Raw genomic sequence first — 20,560 nt, 5'->3', positions numbered from 1 at the left:
GGGAGATTGAACTGATGGATGTGCTGCTCGCCAACCCGCGTGGTTTCTGTGCCGGTGTCGATCGTGCGATCGAGATCGTCAAGCGCGCGATCGAAACGCTGGGCGCGCCCATCTACGTCCGCCATGAAGTGGTGCACAACCGCTTCGTGGTCGACGACCTGAAGCAGCGCGGTGCGATCTTCGTCGAGGAGCTCGATGAAGTGCCGGACAACAACACGGTGATCTTCAGCGCGCATGGCGTCTCGCAGGCCGTGCGCCAGGAAGCCGAGCGTCGTGGCCTGAAGGTGTTCGATGCGACCTGCCCGCTGGTGACCAAGGTCCACTTCGAGGTCGCCCGCCACTGCCGTGCCGGCCGTGACGTGGTGCTGATCGGCCATGCCGGTCACCCGGAAGTGGAAGGCACCATGGGCCAGTGGAACCGCGAAGCCGGAACCGGCCAGATCTACCTGGTCGAGGATGTCGAGCAGGTCGCCACGCTGCAGATCAACCAGCCGGACAACTTCGCCTACACCACCCAGACGACGCTGTCGGTGGACGATACGCGCGGCATCATCGATGCGCTGCGCGAGCGTTTCCCGGCGATGCAGGGCCCGAAGAACGACGACATCTGCTACGCCACGCAGAACCGCCAGGACGCCGTACGCGATCTGGCCAAGCGCTGCGACCTGGTGCTGGTGGTCGGTTCGCCGAACAGCTCCAACTCGAACCGTCTGAGCGAACTGGCCCGCCGTGAAGGTGTGGAGTCGTACCTGATCGACGGTGCGCACGAGATCGACCCGGCGTGGGTGGTGGGCAAGCAGCACATCGGCGTGACTGCCGGCGCCTCGGCACCGCAGGTGCTGGTCGATGGAGTGCTGGCACGCTTGGCCGAGCTGGGTGCCAGTGGCGTGTCCGAGCTGGACGGCGAGCCGGAATCGATGGTGTTCGCGCTGCCGAAGGAACTGCGTCTGCGCCTGGTCGACTGACCCGGCCTGGCTCTGGTAGGTGAGAACTGCACAAGGTGGGTGCGAACCTTGGTTCGCACGCCTTTGGCATGCACTGATGGGCGCACCGCCCATGACCTTTGGCCATGGGGCAGGGCACCGCACAGGCCTAGCATCGGAGGATTCTCCGCTGCTGGAAGTTGCCGATGAAGACCCGAGCCCTGGCGATGTCGTTGCTGTTCGCGCTGGCCGCCACGCCCGCGCTGGCGCAGGCCTCGCCATCGGGTGATGCCGCAGCCCCAGGACTGCTGCGCATCGATGTGGATGCGCGTGACCTGGCCCGGCGCATCTTCAAGGTGACTGCCACCGTGCCGGCCAAGCCCGGCCCGATGACCCTGCTGTACCCGCAGTGGATTCCCGGCAACCATTCACCCACTGGCCCGATCGACAAACTGGCCGGCCTGCGTGTCACCGCCAACGGCAAGCCGCTGGCCTGGCAGCGCGACCAGTACAACGTCTATGCGTTCAAGGTGGACGTGCCCGAGGGCGTCAGCGAGATCGTCGCCCACTTCGATTTCCTGTCCTCGCAGGGGGGCAGCCAGGGGCGGGTGGTGATGACCCCGGAGATGCTCAACCTGCAGTGGAATGCCAACTCGCTGTATCCGGCCGGCGTCGATGCACGCGACCTGCAGGCGCAGGCCAGCGTGACCCTGCCCAAGGGCTGGTCGTTTGCCACTGCGCTGGAAACCGCGCGCCGCGACGGCGATACCGTGGTGTTCAAGCCGATCTCGTATGACCATCTGGTCGATTCGCCGTTGTTTGCTGGCGAGCACTACCAGCGCATCGATCTCGATCCGGGCGCGAAGGTGCCGGTGCACCTCAATGTGTTTGCCGACGAAGCCAAGTCGCTGAAGCCGAGCGAGGCGCAGATCATGATGCACCGCGCGCTGGTGCAGCAGGCGGACAAGCTCTACGGTGCGCGTCACTACAACCACTATGAATTCCTGCTGGCGTTGACCGACCGTCTTGGTGGCATCGGCCTGGAGCATCACCGCTCCAGCGAGAACAGCGCCGACCCGGGTTACTTCACCGAGTGGGACGACAACGCCTGGATGCGCGATCTGCTGCCGCACGAGTACACCCATTCCTGGAACGGCAAATACCGCCGTGGCGCTGACCTGGCTACCGCCAACTTCAACACGCCGATGGGTGACAGCCTGCTGTGGGTATACGAGGGGCAGACCCAGTTCTGGGGGCAGGTGTTGGCGGCGCGCTCTGGGCTGTGGTCGGTCGCGCAGGCACGCGACATGCTGGCCAATGTGGCCGCGACCTATGATCGCGGCCGCCCGGGCCTGGCCTGGCGGCCGTTGCAGGACACCACCAACGACCCGACCATCGCCCAGCGCCGCACGTTGCCGTACCGCAACTACCAGATGAGCGAAGACTATTACTCCGGTGGCCAGATGCTGTGGCTGGAAGTGGAGGGCAAGCTGCGCGCGCTGAGCGGCAACCGTCGCAGCCTGGATGACTTCGCGCGTGCGTTCTTCGGCGTCGGCAACGGCGACTGGGACGTCAACCCGTACACCTTCGACGACGTGGTGGCGACCTTGAACGGCATCGCGCGCTACGACTGGGCGACGTTCCTGCGCGGGCGCCTGGACGGCCACGGCGCGTTGACCGGGGGGCTGGAACTGGCGGGCTGGAAGCTGGTCTACCGCGATACCCCGAACGACGCCTACAAGGCACAGGAGAAACGCGCCAAGGCGGCGTTGCTGGCGTACTCGCTGGGCGCGACCGTGCTCGACAGCGGCGTGGTCGGCGACGTGATCTGGGACAGCCCGGCGTTCAACGCCGGTCTTGCACCCGGCATGAAGGTGATCGCGGTCGGCGGGCGCGAGTACAGCAGCCAGTGCTTGAAGGATGCGGTGGCGACGGCGGCCAAGGACAAGGCGCCGATCGTGCTGCTGGTGAAGCAGTTCGACCGCATCGAGACGATGAACATCGACTACCACGGTGGCCTGCAGTATCCGGTGCTGGAGCGCATTGCCGGCAAGCCTGACCGTCTGGCGGATCTGTGGAAGGCGCGATGACAGCGCGCGTGCGCGACGTCGGGATCCTTCTGATGGCGGTCCTCGCCATCATCGGCGCGTTCCTGCACGGTGACGGGCGCTGGCTGCATTGGCTGGCGAAGCCGGCGACCACGCTGCTGATCGCTGCCATCGCCTGGCGGGTGCGTGATCCTGCGCGGCCGTCCTACCGGCGCGCGGTGCTGGCCGGCATGCTGCTGTCGTGCGTGGGTGACATCGCGCTGATGTTGCCGATGGACGCGTTCGTACCGGGGCTGGTGGCGTTCCTGCTGGCGCACCTCTGCTACATCGTCGCCTTCCGTGAGGGCCTGCGTGTCGGGCGTGGCCTGCTCGCAGCCAGCATCCTGCTCGGTGCGTTCGCTGTACTCAATGTGCTTGGGCTGTGGCCGCACCTGCCCGCACCGATGCGCATTCCGGTGCTGGCATACGTAGTGGTGCTGGCCTCGATGGCGGTGCTGGCGCTCGCACGCCAGTGGCGGCGACCGCAAACCGATGCAATGGAAGCCAGCAGCGCCCGCTGGGCGGCCGCCGGTGCGCTGCTGTTCGTCGCCAGCGATTCGCTGCTGGCCTGGGACCGCTTCGCCGGCGGCCTGCAGCTGGCCAGCCTGCTGGTGCTGTCCACCTATTACGGCGCGCAGTACGCCATCGCCCGTTCGGTGAAATAGAAAAAGGGGACGGAGGGGATTAAGTCGCAGACGGCACCAAGGCGCAAACGACTTAATCCCCTCCGTCCCCTCTTTGCGTTGACTATCGGAGGCTCGCGTTGCCGGAACGGCCCTGTGCATCGAACGAGAGTCGCACGGACTGGCGATCACCGGCGACTTCATCCGGCAGCCACACCAGCTTGCCACCCTTGCGCACGATCACATAGACGTGGCCGACGTCACCCGGCGTGGCCATCAGCGCGTTGCGCTGCGCCTGCAGCGCCTGGGCGACGCGTGGCACCGCCTCGAAATCGATGTTGGCCAGCGCCGTGCTGCTGCGGCGCAGGGTGATGGTGGGCGCGAAGCGCTGCGGATCGACCGGCTCGCCCTTGCGCCACTGGCCGTGCTCGAAGTGGTAGCTGTCCACGTGCGTAGGTTGCTGCGGATCGACCAGGTCCAGATTGATGCGGCCGTCGTCGTAGAAGTGGATGCTGTGGAACACCATCAACCGGTGCCCGGCCAGGGCTGGCATCTGTTCCAGTGCCTGGCGGGCGGCCAGCAGGTAGTCCGCATCGAACAAGCGGTTGCTGCGTTCGGGCATCGGCATCGACCGCGGTTCGGGAATCGGTGCGAGCGAAGCAGGCCGCTCGCGCGGTGGTGGCGTGGTGATCGGCGTAGTTGCGCGGTCATCCTGCACCGGATGGCCCATCGTTTCGGCAAGGGTCTGCAGTGCCCCGCCGGCAACGGCGACGCCGGCCAGCAACAGCAGCACCATCGAAAATACCAGCCGCGTCGAGGGGGGCTGCTTCATACACCATCCAGGCGAACGTTGCCGCGATCTTCCGGGTCGTACAGCAGCGTGACCTGCTCGCGTGGAAGGTTGGCCAGCTCGATCAACGGGATGAAGCGGCGCACGCTCACCTGCTGTATGCCACCTTCGCGGTCGGTGTACTCCAGCTGGAACTCCACCTGCGGCTGCTCGTTGAGGTAGGTGCCGGTCTGGCGCAGCTTCAGCACCTTCGCATCCACGCCGATGCCGCGGTACTTCAGCGCGTCGCCGCGTGCATCGGCCTGCAGCAGGCGCCCCAGGACGCGCAGGCCCAGGGCGTAGCCGCACAACACCAGCGGGCACACCAGCAGTGGGTGGCCGAAGGACAGGAACGTCCAGCCCAGGCCCTCGCTCTGCAGCCGATAGGCGAGCACGTAGGCGCTGGCAACCACGACGATGCCGATGACCGCTCCGGCGCCGCGGCGCCAAAGGCTGGCGACATCAAGTTCGGGCTGGGCACCGTCCAGCACCACATTGGGGAACGCACCCGGCATCCGGCTCAGGCGAACCTCGATGCGCTGGCCGGCCACGAAACGCTGCAGCTGCGGTTTGCTGTCCACCACCAGCATCTGCTCGTTGATCGGCGTGCCGGACAGGTTCTGGAAGCCCAGTTGCAGCTTCCACTGCGCGAAGCCGCGCACGTGCACGCCGGTCTGCTCGGCCTGTTCGATCAACGCCTCACGTGGCTCACCGTCGGCCAGGATGGTGCGCACCCGATGCAGCGCGCGCGGCGGGCCCAGCAGCAGGTAGTGCAGGAAGGCGAGCAGCAACGCGAGCCACAGGGCCAGCGACAGCGCGAGCAGCAGCAGGGCCAGCCATGGCGCGCTGCGGTCGGCCAGTGGCACCGGCCACGACGTGCCGAAGTAGAGGATGCTCGGGAAGGGCAACGCGAAGAACAGCAGGAACGCGCCCCAGAACCAGAGATAGGCCTTCATGGGGTGGTGGGGGACCGATGGAACAGGGCGCGTAGGGTACTACGCTCAGCGGATCTGCAGGGTCAGCAGGAAGTAGCGGCCAAGTGGATCGTCCAGCCCAGGCATCTGGCCGCCATTGCCGACCAGGTAGTTCACCGGTTGCGTGTCGAGCACGTTGTGCACGTCCAGCGCGGCGACCACGCGCGGCCCCAGCCGCCTTGCCAGATGCAGGTTCCAGCGCAGCTGCCGCGGATTCATGCAATGGTTCTTCTCGCGCTGTTCCTCCGGGCATTCCGCACCGGGCAGCCAGGCACGCGTGCGTCCCACCTGGTTGCCGCGCAGGGCGATGTCCCAGTTGCTGTTCTGCCACTGCACATTGAGCACGGCGGCCATCGCTGGCGTGACATGGCCACGCAGGTCCACCGTCGCTTCGTGGCCACGCTCGCGGCGTAGCTCCTGCTGTTTCAATGCATCGACGGAGAACAGCCACTGGCCGGTGCTGCCGGTGTCGATGTGGTACTCCCCGCGCAGAACAAGGTTGCGCGACGTGGTGCGGCCGATGTTGTCGAAGGACAGGCGCAGGTTGTGCAGGTTGCCGTCCTCGTCCAACTCCCACGTGCTTGAGTTCCACACTGCGTCGGCCGGTTGCAGGGCCAGGATCTCGTTGCGCAGTTCGACGATGTTGTGGGTCAGCGACAGTGAAAACGCGTCGGTCGGTGTCCAGGTCGCACCCAAGGAATGACTGCGCGACCGCTCCGCTTTCAGCGCATCGTTCTCCACCACGTCCACGGTTACGCTGCAGCGTCCGTTGCCGTTGCTCTGCGCGCAGTCGGGCAGTGCACTGGAGGCGGGTAGTTCGATCGCGCCGAAATAGCCCGGCGGCCGCCGTTGCTCGAACAGGCTGGGGGCCCGGTAGCCGCGCCCGGTGGCAAGCAGGAATGACCACTGCGGTGTCGGGCTCCAGCGTACGCCCACGCGGGGCGAGAAAGCCTGGTAATCGCCATCGCGGTCCCAGCGTGCTGCCAGGTCCATGCGCAGCGTGCGCGCCAAGGGCAGGCCGAGTTCGGCGTAGGCACCGCCACTGCGGCGTGACAGGTGGCGTTGTTCCTGTGGCAGGCCCAGCGCCAGGTCGCCCTGGCTCAGCAGCGCGTCGGGATGCGACGTCCAGCGTTCCTTGCGCAGGTCGATGCCGGTGGCCACTTGTGCAGCACCGCCGGCCAATGGCATCAACTCGCGCTGCATGCCCCACCAGCCCTGCCACTGCTCGGTGCGCCCGCGGTTGCGGATCGACGGGAACAACTGCGCGGCGGTCTCTGCCGGCAACGAGGTGAAGCCGGGCAGGAAATCCAGCGTCTCGGCCGCGCGCAAAAGTGGTTGGGCGCGCACGGTGCCGGACGTCGTCAGAGTGACATCGCTGCGCTGTGCGCTGATGCCGGCATCCCAGCTGCGGCGGCCCTGGTCGCGGCCGATGCCGAAGGTGACGTCGGCATCGGTGGCACGTACATGCGGACGCACGTTGCCGGCTTCGCGCAGCACGCTGTTGAAGGTGAACCCATAAAGTCCGATGGCTACGGCGGTCGGGCCGAGGTCGAAGCGCTGCCGGTTGTGGCTGGCCCGCGCCTCGGCGTAGGCATAGCGACCCTCGCCGCGCTCATGCCGATAGCGCAGGTAGGCCGAGGCGGTGTCCGAGGCCGGTTGCAGCGAACGCGGGCGTGCGCTGTCGAACCAGCAGGCACCATCGCGCCGTTTCAATGGCCCTTCGCAGCGCGTTGCCGGCCAGTAGCGTCCATCGCGGAACGCGCCGATCAGGTACTGCGAGGTTTCCGCATGCCATTCGCGGCGATCGCCGGCCACGTGGTCGATGCGATGCAGGTCGATGCCAGCGAACCAGCGGTCCCCTCCGTCGCGCACGCCACCGGTGGCCGCCTGCAGGCGATACTGGCCGGCGTCGCCGCGCCCGCTCAGGCCGGTCTGCAGCATGGCTTCAGGGCCATCGGCCTGGTCACGCAGGATGATGTTGACCACGCCGGACATCGCGTCGGCACCATAGATGGCCGACGCACCGCCACGCACCAGTTCGATGCGCTCGACGAAGCTGAGCGGGATGCCCCCCAGGTCGGTGAGCCCGCCCTGTTCCAGCGACACCATCGGATAGCGTGGCAGGCGCCGGCCATTGACCAGAAACAAGGTCGCGCGCGGTCCCATGCCGTCCAGGCTGGTGGTGGTGGCCGCACCCACCGGCAGGTACTGCGAATCGCCACTGCGCGAGGTGCTCATTGCCGGGTGGCCGTTCATGCCCGGCAAGTGCCGCAGCAGGTCGAACAGGCTGCCGTAACCGCTGCGCAGGATGTCATCGCGGTCGATGATGGTCACCGGCAGCGTGGTCTGCACGGAGGTGCGCGGCAGCCGGCTGCCGGTGACATGGATCGGCGCCAGCTCCACCTGCGGTGGCGTCTCGGGCACCCTGCCCGGCGACGGTGCCGCGGGCATCGCACGCGCCGCGACTGGCGGTGGCGATGGCGGTGCCGGCCGGGTGCGGCGGACGACGAATCCACCGGCAGGCGTGCGCAGGATGGTCACCGGCATGCCGGCGACCAGTTCCTTCAGGGCCGCGGCCGCGTCGCTATGGCCATGGGTGCCGGCCGTGCGCAGGCCATCCAGTTCACGCGCATCGAACAGCAGGGCGATGCCACTCTGGCGCGCCCATTGCTGCAGGGCAGGTGCGAGCGGGCCTGAACCCACATCGACCTCCAGGGTGCCGGCCTGTTCGGCTGCATCGGCAGAGGGCAGCGCGGCGAAGCTCAGCGCGAAGCAGAACAGGGTGCGGAGCAGCCCCTCCCGCAGCGCGCCTGGTACTGCCTTCACTGCAGGCCTCCTCAGTACGTGCGGCGCAGTTCCAGCGCGCCATCCGGTCGCGCCTGGCCAGCCACCGACCAGCCTAGTTCCAGCGCCGACAGCAGTTCCTGCGCATCGCCGGCACGGAAGGTGCCACTCACGGCCAGGCTGGCGATCTCGGGATCGGCGATCACCAGCGGCGTGCGACCGTAGCGGTTCATGCGCTCGACCACGATCGACAGCGGCGTGGCATCGAACACCAGCTGTCCCTTCAGCCAGCCTTCGGCAGCGGCATTGGACGACAGCGCCGGGCCGGGCTGGAAGCGGCCCGAGGGCAGCACCTGCAGCTGCTGGCCGGGTGCCAGGGTGTGCTGGCCCCCCCCATTGCTGACTTCCACCGCACCTTCCAGTAGCGCGACTTCGACCAGGCCGTCGTTCAGGCGCTCCACCTGGAAGGTGGTGCCGATGTCGCGGATGGTGCTGTCGCCGGCGCGCAGCTGCAGCGCCTTGCTCGACGGTGCGACCTGCAGCTGCAGGCGGCCCCGTTCCAGCACCAGGTTGCGATGGCGCCAACCGAATCGGGCGTGCAGCGTGGTGCCCGCATCCAGCGTGGCCACGCTGCCATCGGCCAGCGTCTGCTGCCGGGGCTGGTGGGAATCGTTGGCATAGCGCAGCGGTGTGGGGTTGCCGTCGATGGCGACCATCCAGCCGATCCCGATGGCCAGGCAGACGCCTGCGGCGGCGGCCACTGCCGGCAGCCAGCGACGCTGCGCCGGCCGTGCCGCACGTGCTGCGGCGGTGCGCAGCCACGGGTCGGCGGCCAGTTCTTCGCCCCGCTGGAACAGGGTCTCGGCCTGGATCCAGGCGCTGACATGGGCCGGGTCCTCGGCCAGCCAGTCCTCGAACCTCTCTCGCTCGCCCGGCGTGCAGTCCGGAGCCTCCAGCCGCGCCACCCAGGCGCTGGCGCGTTCAAACAGCAGGGTGTCTTCCCTGGGTCTGGCGTGACTCATCCGTTGTCCCTGTCGTTGTGCAGCGGATCCGATCCGAGTTCCTGGCGCAGGCCCTGCAGGGCGCGGGCGATATGTTTTTCCACGGTCTTGGCGGTGATTCCACAGTGCCGCGCGATCTGCGTATAGCTCATGCCGGTGATCCGGTTGAGCAGGTACACCTCGCGCGCGCGCTCGGGCAGCTTGAACAGGGCCTGCCGCAGCAGGGACAGCATCTGCCCGGACTCGGCCTGGCGCAATGGATCGGGCGACGTGCTGGAGGGCTCGTCGCCGCCATCGTGTTCGGCAAGAGACAGGTGTGGCCGCGACTGCGACGAGCGGCCGCGGTCTGCCAGGCGGTTGCGGGCGATACGATACAGCAGCAACCGCAGCTCGTCGGCACTGTGCGCGCGATAGCGGATCAGCCGCTCCATGCAGTCCTGCGCGATGTCCTCGGCATCCTCCGGCCCAACGCCGCGCGTGCGCAGGAAAGCGCACAACGGCGCGCGTTCTTCCCGTACGAACGCAATGAACGCGTCCGTCGGCACGGACAGGTCCGGCGCGCGATGGATCAGAGGAGAGGGCGTGGACAGGGCTGGCCTCGGGCGTCGGTGGCGGGTGCGTCTTCGAGTTTTACGCGACGATGACCGGATGGGGAAGAGTGTGCATGGCCCCTGATTCCATTGTGAATGCATTCATGTTTCGGGGGCTGGTGCGCTGGGGGAGTTTGCGCCGCCCGGACGTTGAACTCCTGACCCGTGTGTTGCGGGTGGAGAGAGAACACATGAAGCATTCGAAGTTGAGCCTGGCCCTGGCCGGGCTGATGGGCATCACCGCCATGGCGGCGGTTGATGACGTCATGGCAATGAATTATCACGTGCGGGACGATCGCGTCTTCCTCAGCGGCGGCGTCACCGTCGCCGACGTGGTGGCGCTGCCCGCGCTGCTGGCCAAGGCACAGGCTGAAGGCCGTCCGATCCGCGAAGTCGTGCTGCGCACATCCAATGGTGGCGCGCTGATCGCTGGCGAGTGGCTGCAGGCGGTGATCCGCACCCAGGGCCTGGACACCATCGTGTCCGGCCACTGCATCTCGTCCTGCTCGATCATGCAGTCCGGTGGCGTCAACCGTTACCTCGGCGGCGATCTGCCACTGGTCGACTCGGTGCAGATCCATGCCGCCAGCAGTGGCGGCAAGATCACCTATGCGCCGTCAGCGCGCATGACCCAGATCTACACAGGCAACTACGGCGGCGGCATGGATGCGGGCCTGTTGCACAAGGCGATGTATGAAGTGGTTCAACCCAATGGCCTGCTGGTATTCCGCGACCCGGCGCGCACCACGGGTACGTCGGTCACCTTCGATCCGGATGGCAGCGGCAGCAAGCTGGAGTCGTTCCCGAGCCAGGACATCCGCGGCAACAACATCATCAACACGGCAGGCTATCGCGATCCGGGCGACACCCTCCGTGTCACCAGCAACGTCAGCGGCGACATCAACCCGGGCTACCTGCGCACCGCGCGCCAGCTGCAGGCCTTCGTCGACGACGATTTCGCGCGCTGGAACACCGACTGGGCCAGCACCTACATCAACTACGCGGTGAGCCTGTACAACGTCTCCACGCGGGGGCCGAACGGCATCGGCACGCAGTCGCTGCAACAGCTGCTCGCCGATCCCGACCTCCAGGATGAGCTGCGCGGCCAGTTGCGGCTGGCCGATCTGGATGCGTCCACCCTGGCCAGTTCGGCGGGCGTGATCCGTGTCAGCAACGGCGCCACCTGGCGCACCGCCGAAACCACTGGCGCCGATTTCATTGTGGTGGACAACGGCACCATCGCACTGGAGGGTGGTGCGCTGCGCACCCCCGAACTGCGGGTGATGCCGGGCAGCATCGTGGTCGGCCATGGCGATATCGCATCGGTCGGCACCGACAGCGATGCGTTGCTGGATGGCACCGGCCCGTCCTACCGCGAGGATGGCTTCAACCGCCTGCGCGTGTTCGGCACGCTGATGCCGCGTGGCGGTGATCTGGTGACCCACGGCTACGTCAACATCATGCCCGGCGGGCAGGTGCTGTTCGATGTTACCGAAGCGGGTGGTGCCGGCAGTGGCCGCCTGCGCGTGGGCAGCTTCTACGATGGCGGCTCCGAGGAGGGCGCGCTGGTGATCGCGCAGGGCGCGCACCTGGCGCTGAACGTGGCCCAGGGCTTCTATGCCGGCACCTACCGTCGCGACCTGGTGGAAGGGCCGATCTACCAGGGGGGCTTCCAGGATGCCGTGCGGCTGGGCGATGCCGGCTACAGCGCCAGCATCACGGCCGGTGAAGTGTTCCGCCCGCGCCACAATTCGCTGCTCAGCTTCAACGTCAACCAGACCGCCGATGGCCTGTGGTTGACTGCCAATCCAGGCTTCGACCAGCTGGGCCTGTTCACCAACGGCACCTCCGGCGACGGCCTGGGGCGCGCGCTGGCCGCTGCATCGGACCGGCAGGACAGCGGCCTGAAGTCGTTGCTCGGCGCGCTGCAGTTCGCTGACCGTGATGTGATCGCACAGCAGGCTGGCGCCCTGCGCGGTGACGCGCACGCCAGCCTGCGCCTGGCCGACAATGCACTGATCGGCAGCATCGGCAACGTCGTGCAGCAGCACCAAGCAGCGATGCGCAGTGGCGGCGATGCAGACGGGTTGGCTTCGCAGGCGGCGCAGTCGGTCTCAGCGCAGCCGGGCATGCGCCATGGCAGCCTGTTCAATCAGCTGGCCATGCATCTGGTCGAGCCGGCGGGCGAGGCTGCTGGCGACAGCCGCGTGGCGGGGCGCAGCCATGGCCTGTGGGCACGCGGTTTCGCCAGCCATGGCCGCATCGATGCCGACGGCGGCGTGGCCGGCCTGAGCCACGACATCGGTGGCATCGTGGTCGGTGCCGACACCCGCGTGGCCGATGACCGCGTCACCCTTGGCGTCAGCGTGGCAGCGGCCGACATGTCGACCAAGGCCAGCGATGGCTCCGAATTCAGCGGAGACGTGCGCGCGCTGGACGTGGGCGGCTATCTGGACGCGACCTATTCGCGGGGCTATCTGTCGGCGGCCGTGCGCTACACCGACCTGCGGCATGACACCCGCCGCGGTGTCGGCGGCATTGATGGGCTGCAGCAGCCTCTGCGCGCGAAGTACAGCAACGATGCGATCTCCGCACGTGTTGAACATGCGTTCTCGATCACCACCGGCAAGGGCCTGGTGATCCAGCCGCTGCTGCCGGTGGTGGACTACGCACGGACCTCGGCCACCCGTTTCAATGAAGGGCAGGGCGCCGGTGCGCTGGTTGGCCGCAGTGGCAGCCTGGAGAGCATCCGCGTGGGTGCGGGCCTGCAGCTGTTCAAGACCTTCGAAGGCAACAACGGCGAGCGCATCACCCCGCGCGCGCGGGTGGTCTGGCAGAAGGAGCTGGGCGATTCGCAGGCGCGCTACAGCACCGGCTTTGCTGCGGCCCCGGACCTGGTGTTTGGTGCCAGCAGCCAGGCCGTGGGCGAGCAGGTGCTGGCCTGGAACGTGGGCGTGACCAGTCGCGCCAGCGAGCGCCTCTCGATCATGGCCGACTACGTGGGTGAGCGCCGCGACGGGCAGATCCAGAACGGCGTGATGCTGGGCCTGGGCTATCGGTTCTAAGTGGTACCCGGCCCCGGCGATATGCGTATCGCCGGGGCCATCCCATCAGGGCAGGTGCTGCGGTATGGTCGGCAGGGAACTCCAGCCAGGCCCCGTCATGCAGATCGCCGTTTTCAGTGCCCGCCCCTACGATCGTCGTTTCCTCGACGAGGCCAACCAGCGCGATGCGGCCGGGCAGGGCTTTGTGTTCGTGTACTTCGATGCCGCGCTGGACGTGCATACCGCTGCGTTGGCACAGGAATGCGCCGCGGTATGCGTGTTCGTCAATGACCGCCTGGACGCGCCGGTACTGCACGCGCTGCATGCGCTGGGCGTGCGCGCCGTGCTGCTGCGCTGCGCCGGTTTCAACAACGTGGATCTCGTCGCCGCGAAAGCGCTGGATCTTTTCGTGGCCCGTGTTCCTGCCTATTCGCCCGAGGCCGTGGCCGAGCATGCACTGGCGCTGGTGATGACCCTCAACCGGCAGACCCATCGCGCCTACAACCGCGTGCGCGAAGGCAACTTCATGCTCGATGGCCTGCTCGGGCGCACCCTGCACGGGCGCACGGTCGGCATCGTCGGCACCGGCAAGATCGGCCTGGCTACTGCGCGCATCTTCAGGGGCATGGGCTGCATCGTGCTGGGGCACGACCCGTATCCATCGCCGGCCTTCGCCGGCGTGGGCGACATGGTTGGGCTGGATGAACTGCTGGCGCGCGCCGATATCGTGTCGCTGCATTGCCCGCTGACACCCGATACCCAGCATCTGATCAACGACGCCTCGCTGGCGCGGATGAAGACCGGCGCGATGCTGGTCAACACCTCGCGCGGCGGGCTGGTCGATACCCATGCGGTGATCCGCGCGCTGAAGTCACGGCGGCTGGGTCATCTGGCCATCGACGTGTACGAGCAGGAAAGCGCGCTGTTCTTCCAGGACCTCTCCGGCGAGATCATCGACGACGAGGCCTTCCAGCGCCTGATGACCTTCCCCAATGTGCTGGTGACCGGCCACCAGGGCTTCTTCACCGTGGAGGCGCTGCAGGAGATCTCGGCGATTACGCTGGGGAATCTGCGGGATTTTGCCGAGGGGCGGGTGTGTGCGAACCGGGTGGGGGATGAGTAGGCGTCGCGGCGCACTTGTAGGCGGGTAGGGTCTTTACTTTGAATGAATATCATATGAAGCTGGGGTGAAGGAGGGGCTTGCGCCTCTCTGAATCATAGGGGCGCAAGGGACGGCGCAGTTGCAGGTTGGCCGGAACATGACGCCAGGACAGGTCGGCGGATGTGCGTAGTCCGTTTGCCGACGCATCTGGAAAGAGGGATGTTCCATGCGCAATTGGCCGTTGCGGGGGGTGTTGGGGACGGTATTGGTGGGTATGGTCTGGTCGGCTGTCGCAAGCAGCCCGTTGACCCCGCATACCGAATACAACAAGCGGATCCGGACAGGTGAGATGCTCTCGCCGCTGACATCGGAACTGTTCGGCGAGAAGATCAATCCAAGCTCCGGCGCGACCGAGTTCGTGGTTACCGACGTTGAACTCCCTGGCAACTCTGCCTTGCCGGTGCGGCTGCAGCGCCGCTTGTCGATAGGCTCATTCAAGGACCGCCAGCCACTGGGCGGATTCGGTAGCTGGGACATCGATGTCCCCTTCATCGATGGGACGTTCGAAGCCACAAGCAAATGGAACATCGGGGGCAACGGGGCGACGCAACGCTGTGGTCAGCCCTTCTACCCGAAGGTTCCGACCATCGCGAATCTGTACGAAGTTTGGACCGGCAACAAGGCACACATCCCCGGTGGCTCCGACCAGGAGCTCCTCTATATCGGCGCAGCCGGCACGGTCAATCCGCGGCCGACCGATGGCGCCATCTACAACTGGGGAACGCGGGGTAATCTCCGTTTCTCCTGCCTGCCAGCCACCGCCAACGGCTATCCAGGTGAAGGATTTCTTGGGGTGGATGGCGAGGGCAACCGGTACTTCTTCGACGTGGGAATCGAGCGTTGGGTCGGGCCGATGGACTTCGGTGGCTCGAGCTTCGGAATGGTGCGGGTGTTGCTGATGGCAAGCCGGGTCGAAGACCGCCACGGCAACTGGGTCGCCTACGACTATGCCGGAGACAAGCTGGTCGGGATCCGAAGCAACGATGGGCGTGCCATCGACATCGCCTACGCTGGTGACGAAATCACCAGTGCGACCGCCAATGGCCGCACCTGGCGCTATGAGTACAACGCGCGAGCCGGGGCGCTGGGATTCGCGCGCTGGCCAAGCCTGCGCGCGGTGGTCCAGCCGGACGGTTCGCGTTACACCTATGAGTACAGCGCACCTGACGAGTTTGGCGGACTGAACCCCGAGTATGGATCCTGGGATGGAAACCCGACGCGTTGCACCAAACCATCGTTCATTCCTTCGACGTTTACGTTGGTCGCGACCCATCCAGCGGGCGCGCGCGGCGAATTCGAGTTTGAGTACGTTCGGCGCATCCGCACGGGTATCGGTGCAAACGCCTGCGCAAAACTGGGTACCCGTTACTACCAGCGCGCCTCGGCTTCGTTCGACCTCTATGCAATCAAGCGGAAGCTTTTGTCTGGGCCGGGGTTGAGCGCCCAGGCCTGGTCATTTGAAGGCGGCGGTTACGACTCGCGTGCCGATGCTGCGGTTTCCACCGTCGTTGAACCGGATGGCACCCGCCGCCATCGCGTGTTCGGAATCAAGATTGACGAGAACGAAGGTCAGCTGTTGGAAGAGGCTGTCCGCGCCCCTGACGGAACGATCGTCCAGGTCGTTAGCAACAGCTACGTTACCGAGGCGGATGCGCCCACGATGCCGTTCGCTGACAGCTATGGTCTGCTGTCTGCAGCGGATGATGCGTTCGCGGTGAGGGCGCGTCCCTTGAAGCAGTCCGTTCTCAGCCAGGATGGCGTCAGCTTCGTCAACACGACAGATCAGTTCGATGTGCATGTGCGGCCGGTGGTGCAGACCGAGAGCAACTCGTTGGGGCGCTCGCGGACGCTGAGAACCACCTACTTCGACGACACCGGCCGCTGGATACTCGGCCAGGTCGGGCGCAGTACACAGACCGTTGGTGGCGTCGAGATCGAGACCGAGCGCACTGACTTCGACGCCTTGGCGCGCCCGCAGCGTACCTACGCCTTCGGTATGCTGCAGCAGGCGCTGGGTTACCACGCGGATGGCACGCTCGCCTCCCTGGCCGACGGCAAGGGCAATGCCATTGCACTGGGCAGCTGGAAGCGTGGTCTGCCGCAGACTGTTGCGTACCCGGACGGCAGCAGTGCCTCGCTGCAGGTCGACGACAATGGTTGGGTGCGCACGGCGGTGGAGCCCAATGGTGCCAGCCGAAGCTTCGACTACGACGGGATGGGCCGGATCGTACTGGCGACCCAGGCCGCCAATGACAGCGTGGCCTGGAATCCTGCAACGACGCGGTTCTTCCAGGTGGCGGGCGCGGAGGTCGGGCTGGAAGCAGGGCATTGGAAACGCGAGTCCAGCACCGGCAACGCGCGCGCGGTGACGTACTACGACGGGTTGTGGCGCCCAGTACTGGAAGAGTCGTTCGACGCTGCGGACCGTGACGGTACATTGCGCCAGACGGTGACCCGTTATGACAGCAATGGACGCACGGTTTTCACCTCCTATCCGACTCGTGCGGCGACCGACTTCCGCTCGGCGCTGCCCGGCACCCATACCGGCTATGACGCGCTCGGGCGCCCCAATCGCAGCGAGCAGGACAGCGAACTGGGCCGGCTTGTCACGACCACCGAGCAGCTCGGTGGAGGCAGCGTAAGGGTGACCAATCCGCGCGGCATTGCCACCACCACCGACTACCTGATGTACGGCAAGCCCAGCCAGGACACGCCTATCCGGATTCTCCACGCTGAGGGAGTGGTGACGGAGATTCAGCGCGACACGCTGGGTAAGCCGCTGTCGATCCTGCGACGCAACGGCGATGGCAGCATCAGTGTGCGGCGGCAGTACGTCTATGACGGCGCCCAGCGACTGTGCAAGAGCATGGAGCCCGAAACGGGTGCGACCGGCATGGGCTATGACGCTGCAGGCAATCTGCTCTGGTCTGCCTCGGGCCTGACGTTGCTGGGCCCTCAATGCGACAGCGAGGCTGCCTATGCGTCGCCTTCACGGGCTGACCGCACCTACGACAGCATGAATCGTTTGCTGACGCTGCGCTTCTCGGATGGCCAGGGTGATCAGGACTGGAACTACTGGCCTGGCGGGAAAGTGAAGCGTGTGCAGACCCGCAACAACGGCGCCGTCACCACCAACGACTACACCTACAACCTACGCGGGCTGCCTACGTCCGAGAGCGTGGCCTACGACGGCGGCGAGCCTTGGGCACTGGGCTATGGCTACGATGCGAACGGCGCCTTGGCAACTCATGTGCAGCCGTCCGGCCTGACGATCGACTACGGCCCGAATGCGCTGGGGCAGCCGACGCGCGCCGGAACCTTCGCCACCAACGTGCGCTATTACGCGAACGGCGGCATGAGCGGCTTCACCTATGGTAACGGCGTCGTGCATCAGATGACGCAGAACGCGCGCGGCCTTCCCGATCGCAGCACCGACAGTGGTGCCGGTGGCAAGGTCATCGATGATGGCTACGATTACGATGCCAATGGCAATGTGGCGGCCATCAGTGACGGCCTGCCGGCAGCCCCTGGAAACCGCGACATGCGCTATGACGGTCTGGATCGTCTGACCGAGGTGACGGCAGCCAGCTTCGGAAACGCAAGCTATGCGTACAACGTTCTGGACAACATCGTGGCCGCCAACGTCGGCGCGCGGCGGCAGTCCTTTGAATACGACTTCAACAATCGGTTGACGAACGTGCGGGATGTCGACAGTGGTGCGACCGTGACCGGGCTGGGGTATGACGCGCAGGGCAATCTGAAGATCCGCAACGGCGTGGCGTTCCGGTTCGACTATGGCAATCGCCTGCGCGAGGTCGATGGCAAGGAGGCTTATCAGTACGATGCACATGGCCGTCGTACCTTGGCCAGCGCAACCAATGGCAACATTCGCTCCCTGTATGGGCAGGATGGCGTGCTGCGCTATCAGCACGACCAGCGCCAGGCGAAGGGCTTTGACTATATCCAGCTCAACGGCAGCCTCGTTGCCAAGCGTGCTGTGGATATCGCGCCTGCAGCATTGGTCGTAACGGTTCCGGGTTACAGCGCGGACGGCGCGTTTGCGGTGCAGTGGGCAGCCGTTGCCGGTGCGCAGCGTTACGAGGTGCAGGAGTCGAATGGCGGAGACTGGCAGGCTGTCTATCAAGGGCCCGCGCTGAACGTTTCGCTGGCCGGGCGAAGCTCCGGCGTCTATCGATATCGTGGCCGTGCCTGCAATGGCACTGTCTGCGGCGCTTGGGGTGTGGAAGCCTCCATCCAGGTGGAGCTTGCTCCCACAGCTGCACCGGTGATCACCGCACCGGCACAAGGTATCAACGGAACCTATTCCCTAAGCTGGTCAGCGGTGCAGGGTGCTGCCCGCTTTGTGCTTGAAGAGGCCGTGGGTGATGGTTGGAATGTGGCCTTTGATGGCTCTGGCCGAACCTATCAAGTGACCAGCAAGCCTGCAGGCACCCATCGCTATCGGGTCAAAGCATGCAATCCACAGGGCTGCGGCGCCTACTCGGCCGAAGCGGCGATTACCGCGCTGTATGCCCCATCCGTGCCGACAGTGTCCGTGCCCGCCGCGAGCTACAACGGCAGCTACACGCTCTCTCTTTCGAGTGTGGCTCAAGCCAGTAGCTACCGCATTGAAGAGCAGCTCAACGGTGGCACGTGGACAGAGATCAACAGGATCAGCGGCACTCAGCTGGCCATCAGCGGACGAAGCGCTGGTAGTCATGCCTATCGTGCGTTCGCATGTAATGACGCCGGGTGCAGTGCGGCCAGTTCAACTGCGAACATCGTCGTGACGCTGCCCCCTGTCCAGGCAACGGGGATCCACCTTGGCGGCACGAGTTACAGTTCCACCGTGAGCATGTGGTGGGGTGCGATTCCCGCAGCGACAAGCTATCAGTTGATGGAACAGTTCAATGGTGGTGGCTTCGGCCTTGCTCAGGAGGATGGCGCTACCTCGGTGGCGCGTGGCGGCCGTTGGCCTGGTCAGTGGGATTATCAGGTGCGTGGTTGCAATGTTGCTGGATGCGGCCCATGGTCGGCGGTAGCGGGTGTGCGCGTGATTGGTCCTCCGGCTGCTCCCGAGATCCGGGTGCCTGGAACAGCGGGCATGGGAGTGGGTTACTCCGTCGCCTTGCTGGAAGTGGCGGAGGCGTCCCGCTACGAGATCGACGAGAGCACCGACAATGCCAACTGGAGCACCATCGCGGGTGAACGCAGCGTCACCCTGAGCAAGGGCAGTGGTGGGACGTTCTTCTACCGTGGTCGTGCCTGCAATCCTGCCGGGTGCGGGCCGAGTTCCGTGTCGGGTCAGATCGTCATCTCCAGTGCGCCTCCGGTTCCGACCGGCGTGAGGATCGCCAAGAATCAACCTCAGCTGTGCTCCATCGTCTGGAATATTTCCACTGGTGCAACCTACTACCAGGTGCGTTCGTCCCGCGGTGGTGCGACCTATACGACCACGGGGGCAGGCTACGAGCTGGACACTCGATGCGATGCAGCCTACGTCGTTCGTGCCTGCAATGCGCAGGCGTGCTCGGCCTGGTCGAACTGAGGTGGACTCGATGGACGCAGGAATGAGGACGCTGCTGATTCGGACCGCTGCCGGGGCCGCGCTGATTCTGGGTGGGCTGTTCAATCAGGCTGCTGCGGAGACGATTACCTATATCCACACCGATGCGTTAGGGTCACCGGTCGCTGAGACTGACTCAGCTGGCATCGTTATCCGACGTACCACCTATGAGCCCTATGGTGCTGTGATTGGTGGGTCCGTCGCTGATGGGCCTGGTTATACCGGGCATGTGACCGATGCCTCGACAGGCTTGAGCTACATGCAGCAACGGTACATGGATTCACAGTTGGGTGTGTTTCTAAGTGTGGATCCTGTATCGGCTATGCGCGATCCGGTGGGCGCATTCGGACGCTACAGGTACGCCAATTCGAATCCCTACCGCTACTTTGATCCCGATGGCCGACGAGCGTGTGGCAAAGACACAGGCTGCCAGTTGGAGCAGGGGGCGCTTGGCGGTTCCTCCGGAGTGAGCAGGTCAACAGCGGGAGTGAGGAGCACTTCTATCGGTGGGCAGCGTCTCGTTGCAGACGAGACGATCAACCGTTCCGCAGGTGCCAATGGGACAAGTGAACTGGTGCGGAATTGGAGCCTTTCTCAGGTTTCGCCAAGAGGTGGTGCGATAGTCCAAGATATTTCAGTTACTGTTGAGGCGTTTGACAGGGCAGGGCATCGCATCGTGGGTCTTCCATCCACTCGCTACTGGGAAGCTTGGACGGTGTCTCCAGGGAGTTCGGTTCCTACACCCTATGGACAGGATACATTCAAGGTCAACAGGCTTCCGAGTGAATGGTATAGGGGAAAGGTGACCTGGTCTGGAAGTGCTAGGTTCTATGAGGGTTTGAGTTTGCCTTCTTCCTTTGTGCCTGGTGGAGTAGGGTTCGCAGGAGTACTTCCTTCAACATCAGTTGATCCGAAATTGAGTACTTCCTCGGCGACGCCTTCGGTAGATGTTAGATTTCAAGTGGAATGGCCTTGAT

The 20,560-nt window shown here is 65.5% G+C and carries 12 protein-coding genes; 7 read left to right on the top strand and 5 right to left on the bottom strand.

Translation table 11 applies throughout. The features are described from left to right. The first annotated feature begins 14 nt into the window (after positions 1-14). From ispH to AC2A1N_RS13020, 3 genes are all read left to right on the top strand, one after another. Positions 15-965 (top strand): 4-hydroxy-3-methylbut-2-enyl diphosphate reductase, encoded by a 951-nt coding sequence (ispH, locus tag AC2A1N_RS13030; RefSeq protein ID WP_242893937.1) that lies wholly within the window; start codon positions 15-17, stop codon positions 963-965. Positions 966-1,129: 164 nt separating this feature from the next. Continuing rightward, the gene (locus AC2A1N_RS13025; protein WP_484372463.1) at positions 1,130-3,013 is read left to right on the top strand and encodes a M61 family metallopeptidase; all 1,884 of its coding nucleotides are present in this window, start codon (positions 1,130-1,132) and stop codon (positions 3,011-3,013) included. After that, positions 3,010-3,675 (top strand): lysoplasmalogenase, encoded by a 666-nt coding sequence (locus AC2A1N_RS13020; RefSeq protein ID WP_484372461.1) that lies wholly within the window; start codon positions 3,010-3,012, stop codon positions 3,673-3,675. The genes AC2A1N_RS13025 and AC2A1N_RS13020 overlap by 4 nt, the downstream gene beginning before the upstream one ends. An 82-nt stretch (positions 3,676-3,757) precedes the next feature. On the opposite strand, the gene AC2A1N_RS13015 is transcribed toward AC2A1N_RS13020, so the two are convergent. From AC2A1N_RS13015 to AC2A1N_RS12995, 5 genes are read right to left on the bottom strand one after another with little or no spacing between them, the layout of a single operon-like run. Beyond that, positions 3,758-4,465, bottom strand: coding sequence for a hypothetical protein (locus AC2A1N_RS13015; RefSeq protein ID WP_484372459.1), 708 nt, complete (start codon positions 4,463-4,465; stop codon positions 3,758-3,760). Further along, positions 4,462-5,418: a hypothetical protein gene (locus AC2A1N_RS13010; RefSeq protein ID WP_484372457.1), complete on the bottom strand. Its 957-nt coding sequence runs from the start codon at positions 5,416-5,418 to the stop codon at positions 4,462-4,464. The genes AC2A1N_RS13015 and AC2A1N_RS13010 overlap by 4 nt, the downstream gene beginning before the upstream one ends. A gap of 45 nt (positions 5,419-5,463) precedes the next feature. After that, entirely contained in the window at positions 5,464-8,262 is a 2,799-nt protein-coding gene (locus AC2A1N_RS13005) for a TonB-dependent receptor plug domain-containing protein (RefSeq protein ID WP_484372455.1), read from the bottom strand. An 11-nt stretch (positions 8,263-8,273) separates the two neighbouring features. After that, complete coding sequence (locus AC2A1N_RS13000; protein ID WP_061479135.1) at positions 8,274-9,242, bottom strand: FecR family protein; 969 nt, start codon at positions 9,240-9,242, stop codon at positions 8,274-8,276. Then, positions 9,239-9,766, bottom strand: coding sequence for an RNA polymerase sigma factor (locus AC2A1N_RS12995; protein ID WP_080352916.1), 528 nt, complete (start codon positions 9,764-9,766; stop codon positions 9,239-9,241). The genes AC2A1N_RS13000 and AC2A1N_RS12995 overlap by 4 nt, the downstream gene beginning before the upstream one ends. A 236-nt stretch (positions 9,767-10,002) precedes the next feature. Here AC2A1N_RS12995 and AC2A1N_RS12990 point away from each other — a divergent pair, with 236 nt between their 5' ends. The 4 genes from AC2A1N_RS12990 to AC2A1N_RS12975 all read left to right on the top strand — a co-directional run bounded on the left by AC2A1N_RS12990 (position 10,003) and on the right by AC2A1N_RS12975 (position 20,559). After that, on the top strand, positions 10,003-12,876 hold the full coding sequence (locus AC2A1N_RS12990; protein ID WP_484372452.1) for an autotransporter domain-containing protein: 2,874 nt from the start codon (positions 10,003-10,005) through the stop codon (positions 12,874-12,876). A 97-nt stretch (positions 12,877-12,973) separates the two neighbouring features. Continuing rightward, positions 12,974-13,978: a 2-hydroxyacid dehydrogenase gene (locus tag AC2A1N_RS12985; RefSeq protein WP_242893919.1), complete on the top strand. Its 1,005-nt coding sequence runs from the start codon at positions 12,974-12,976 to the stop codon at positions 13,976-13,978. 205 nt (positions 13,979-14,183) lie between these two features. After that, positions 14,184-19,565: a hypothetical protein gene (locus tag AC2A1N_RS12980; RefSeq protein WP_484372450.1), complete on the top strand. Its 5,382-nt coding sequence runs from the start codon at positions 14,184-14,186 to the stop codon at positions 19,563-19,565. Next, positions 19,507-20,559 carry an RHS repeat-associated core domain-containing protein gene (locus tag AC2A1N_RS12975; RefSeq protein WP_484372448.1) on the top strand — a complete coding sequence of 351 codons (1,053 nt, stop codon included), beginning with the start codon at positions 19,507-19,509 and terminating at the stop codon, positions 20,557-20,559. The genes AC2A1N_RS12980 and AC2A1N_RS12975 overlap by 59 nt, the downstream gene beginning before the upstream one ends. The last annotated feature ends 1 nt before the right edge of the window (position 20,560 follow it).

The organism is Stenotrophomonas maltophilia group sp. SKK55 (assembly GCF_057179845.1).
Note: the sequence above shows the minus strand (reverse complement) of the source record. Positions and strands in the feature narration are given on the sequence as shown.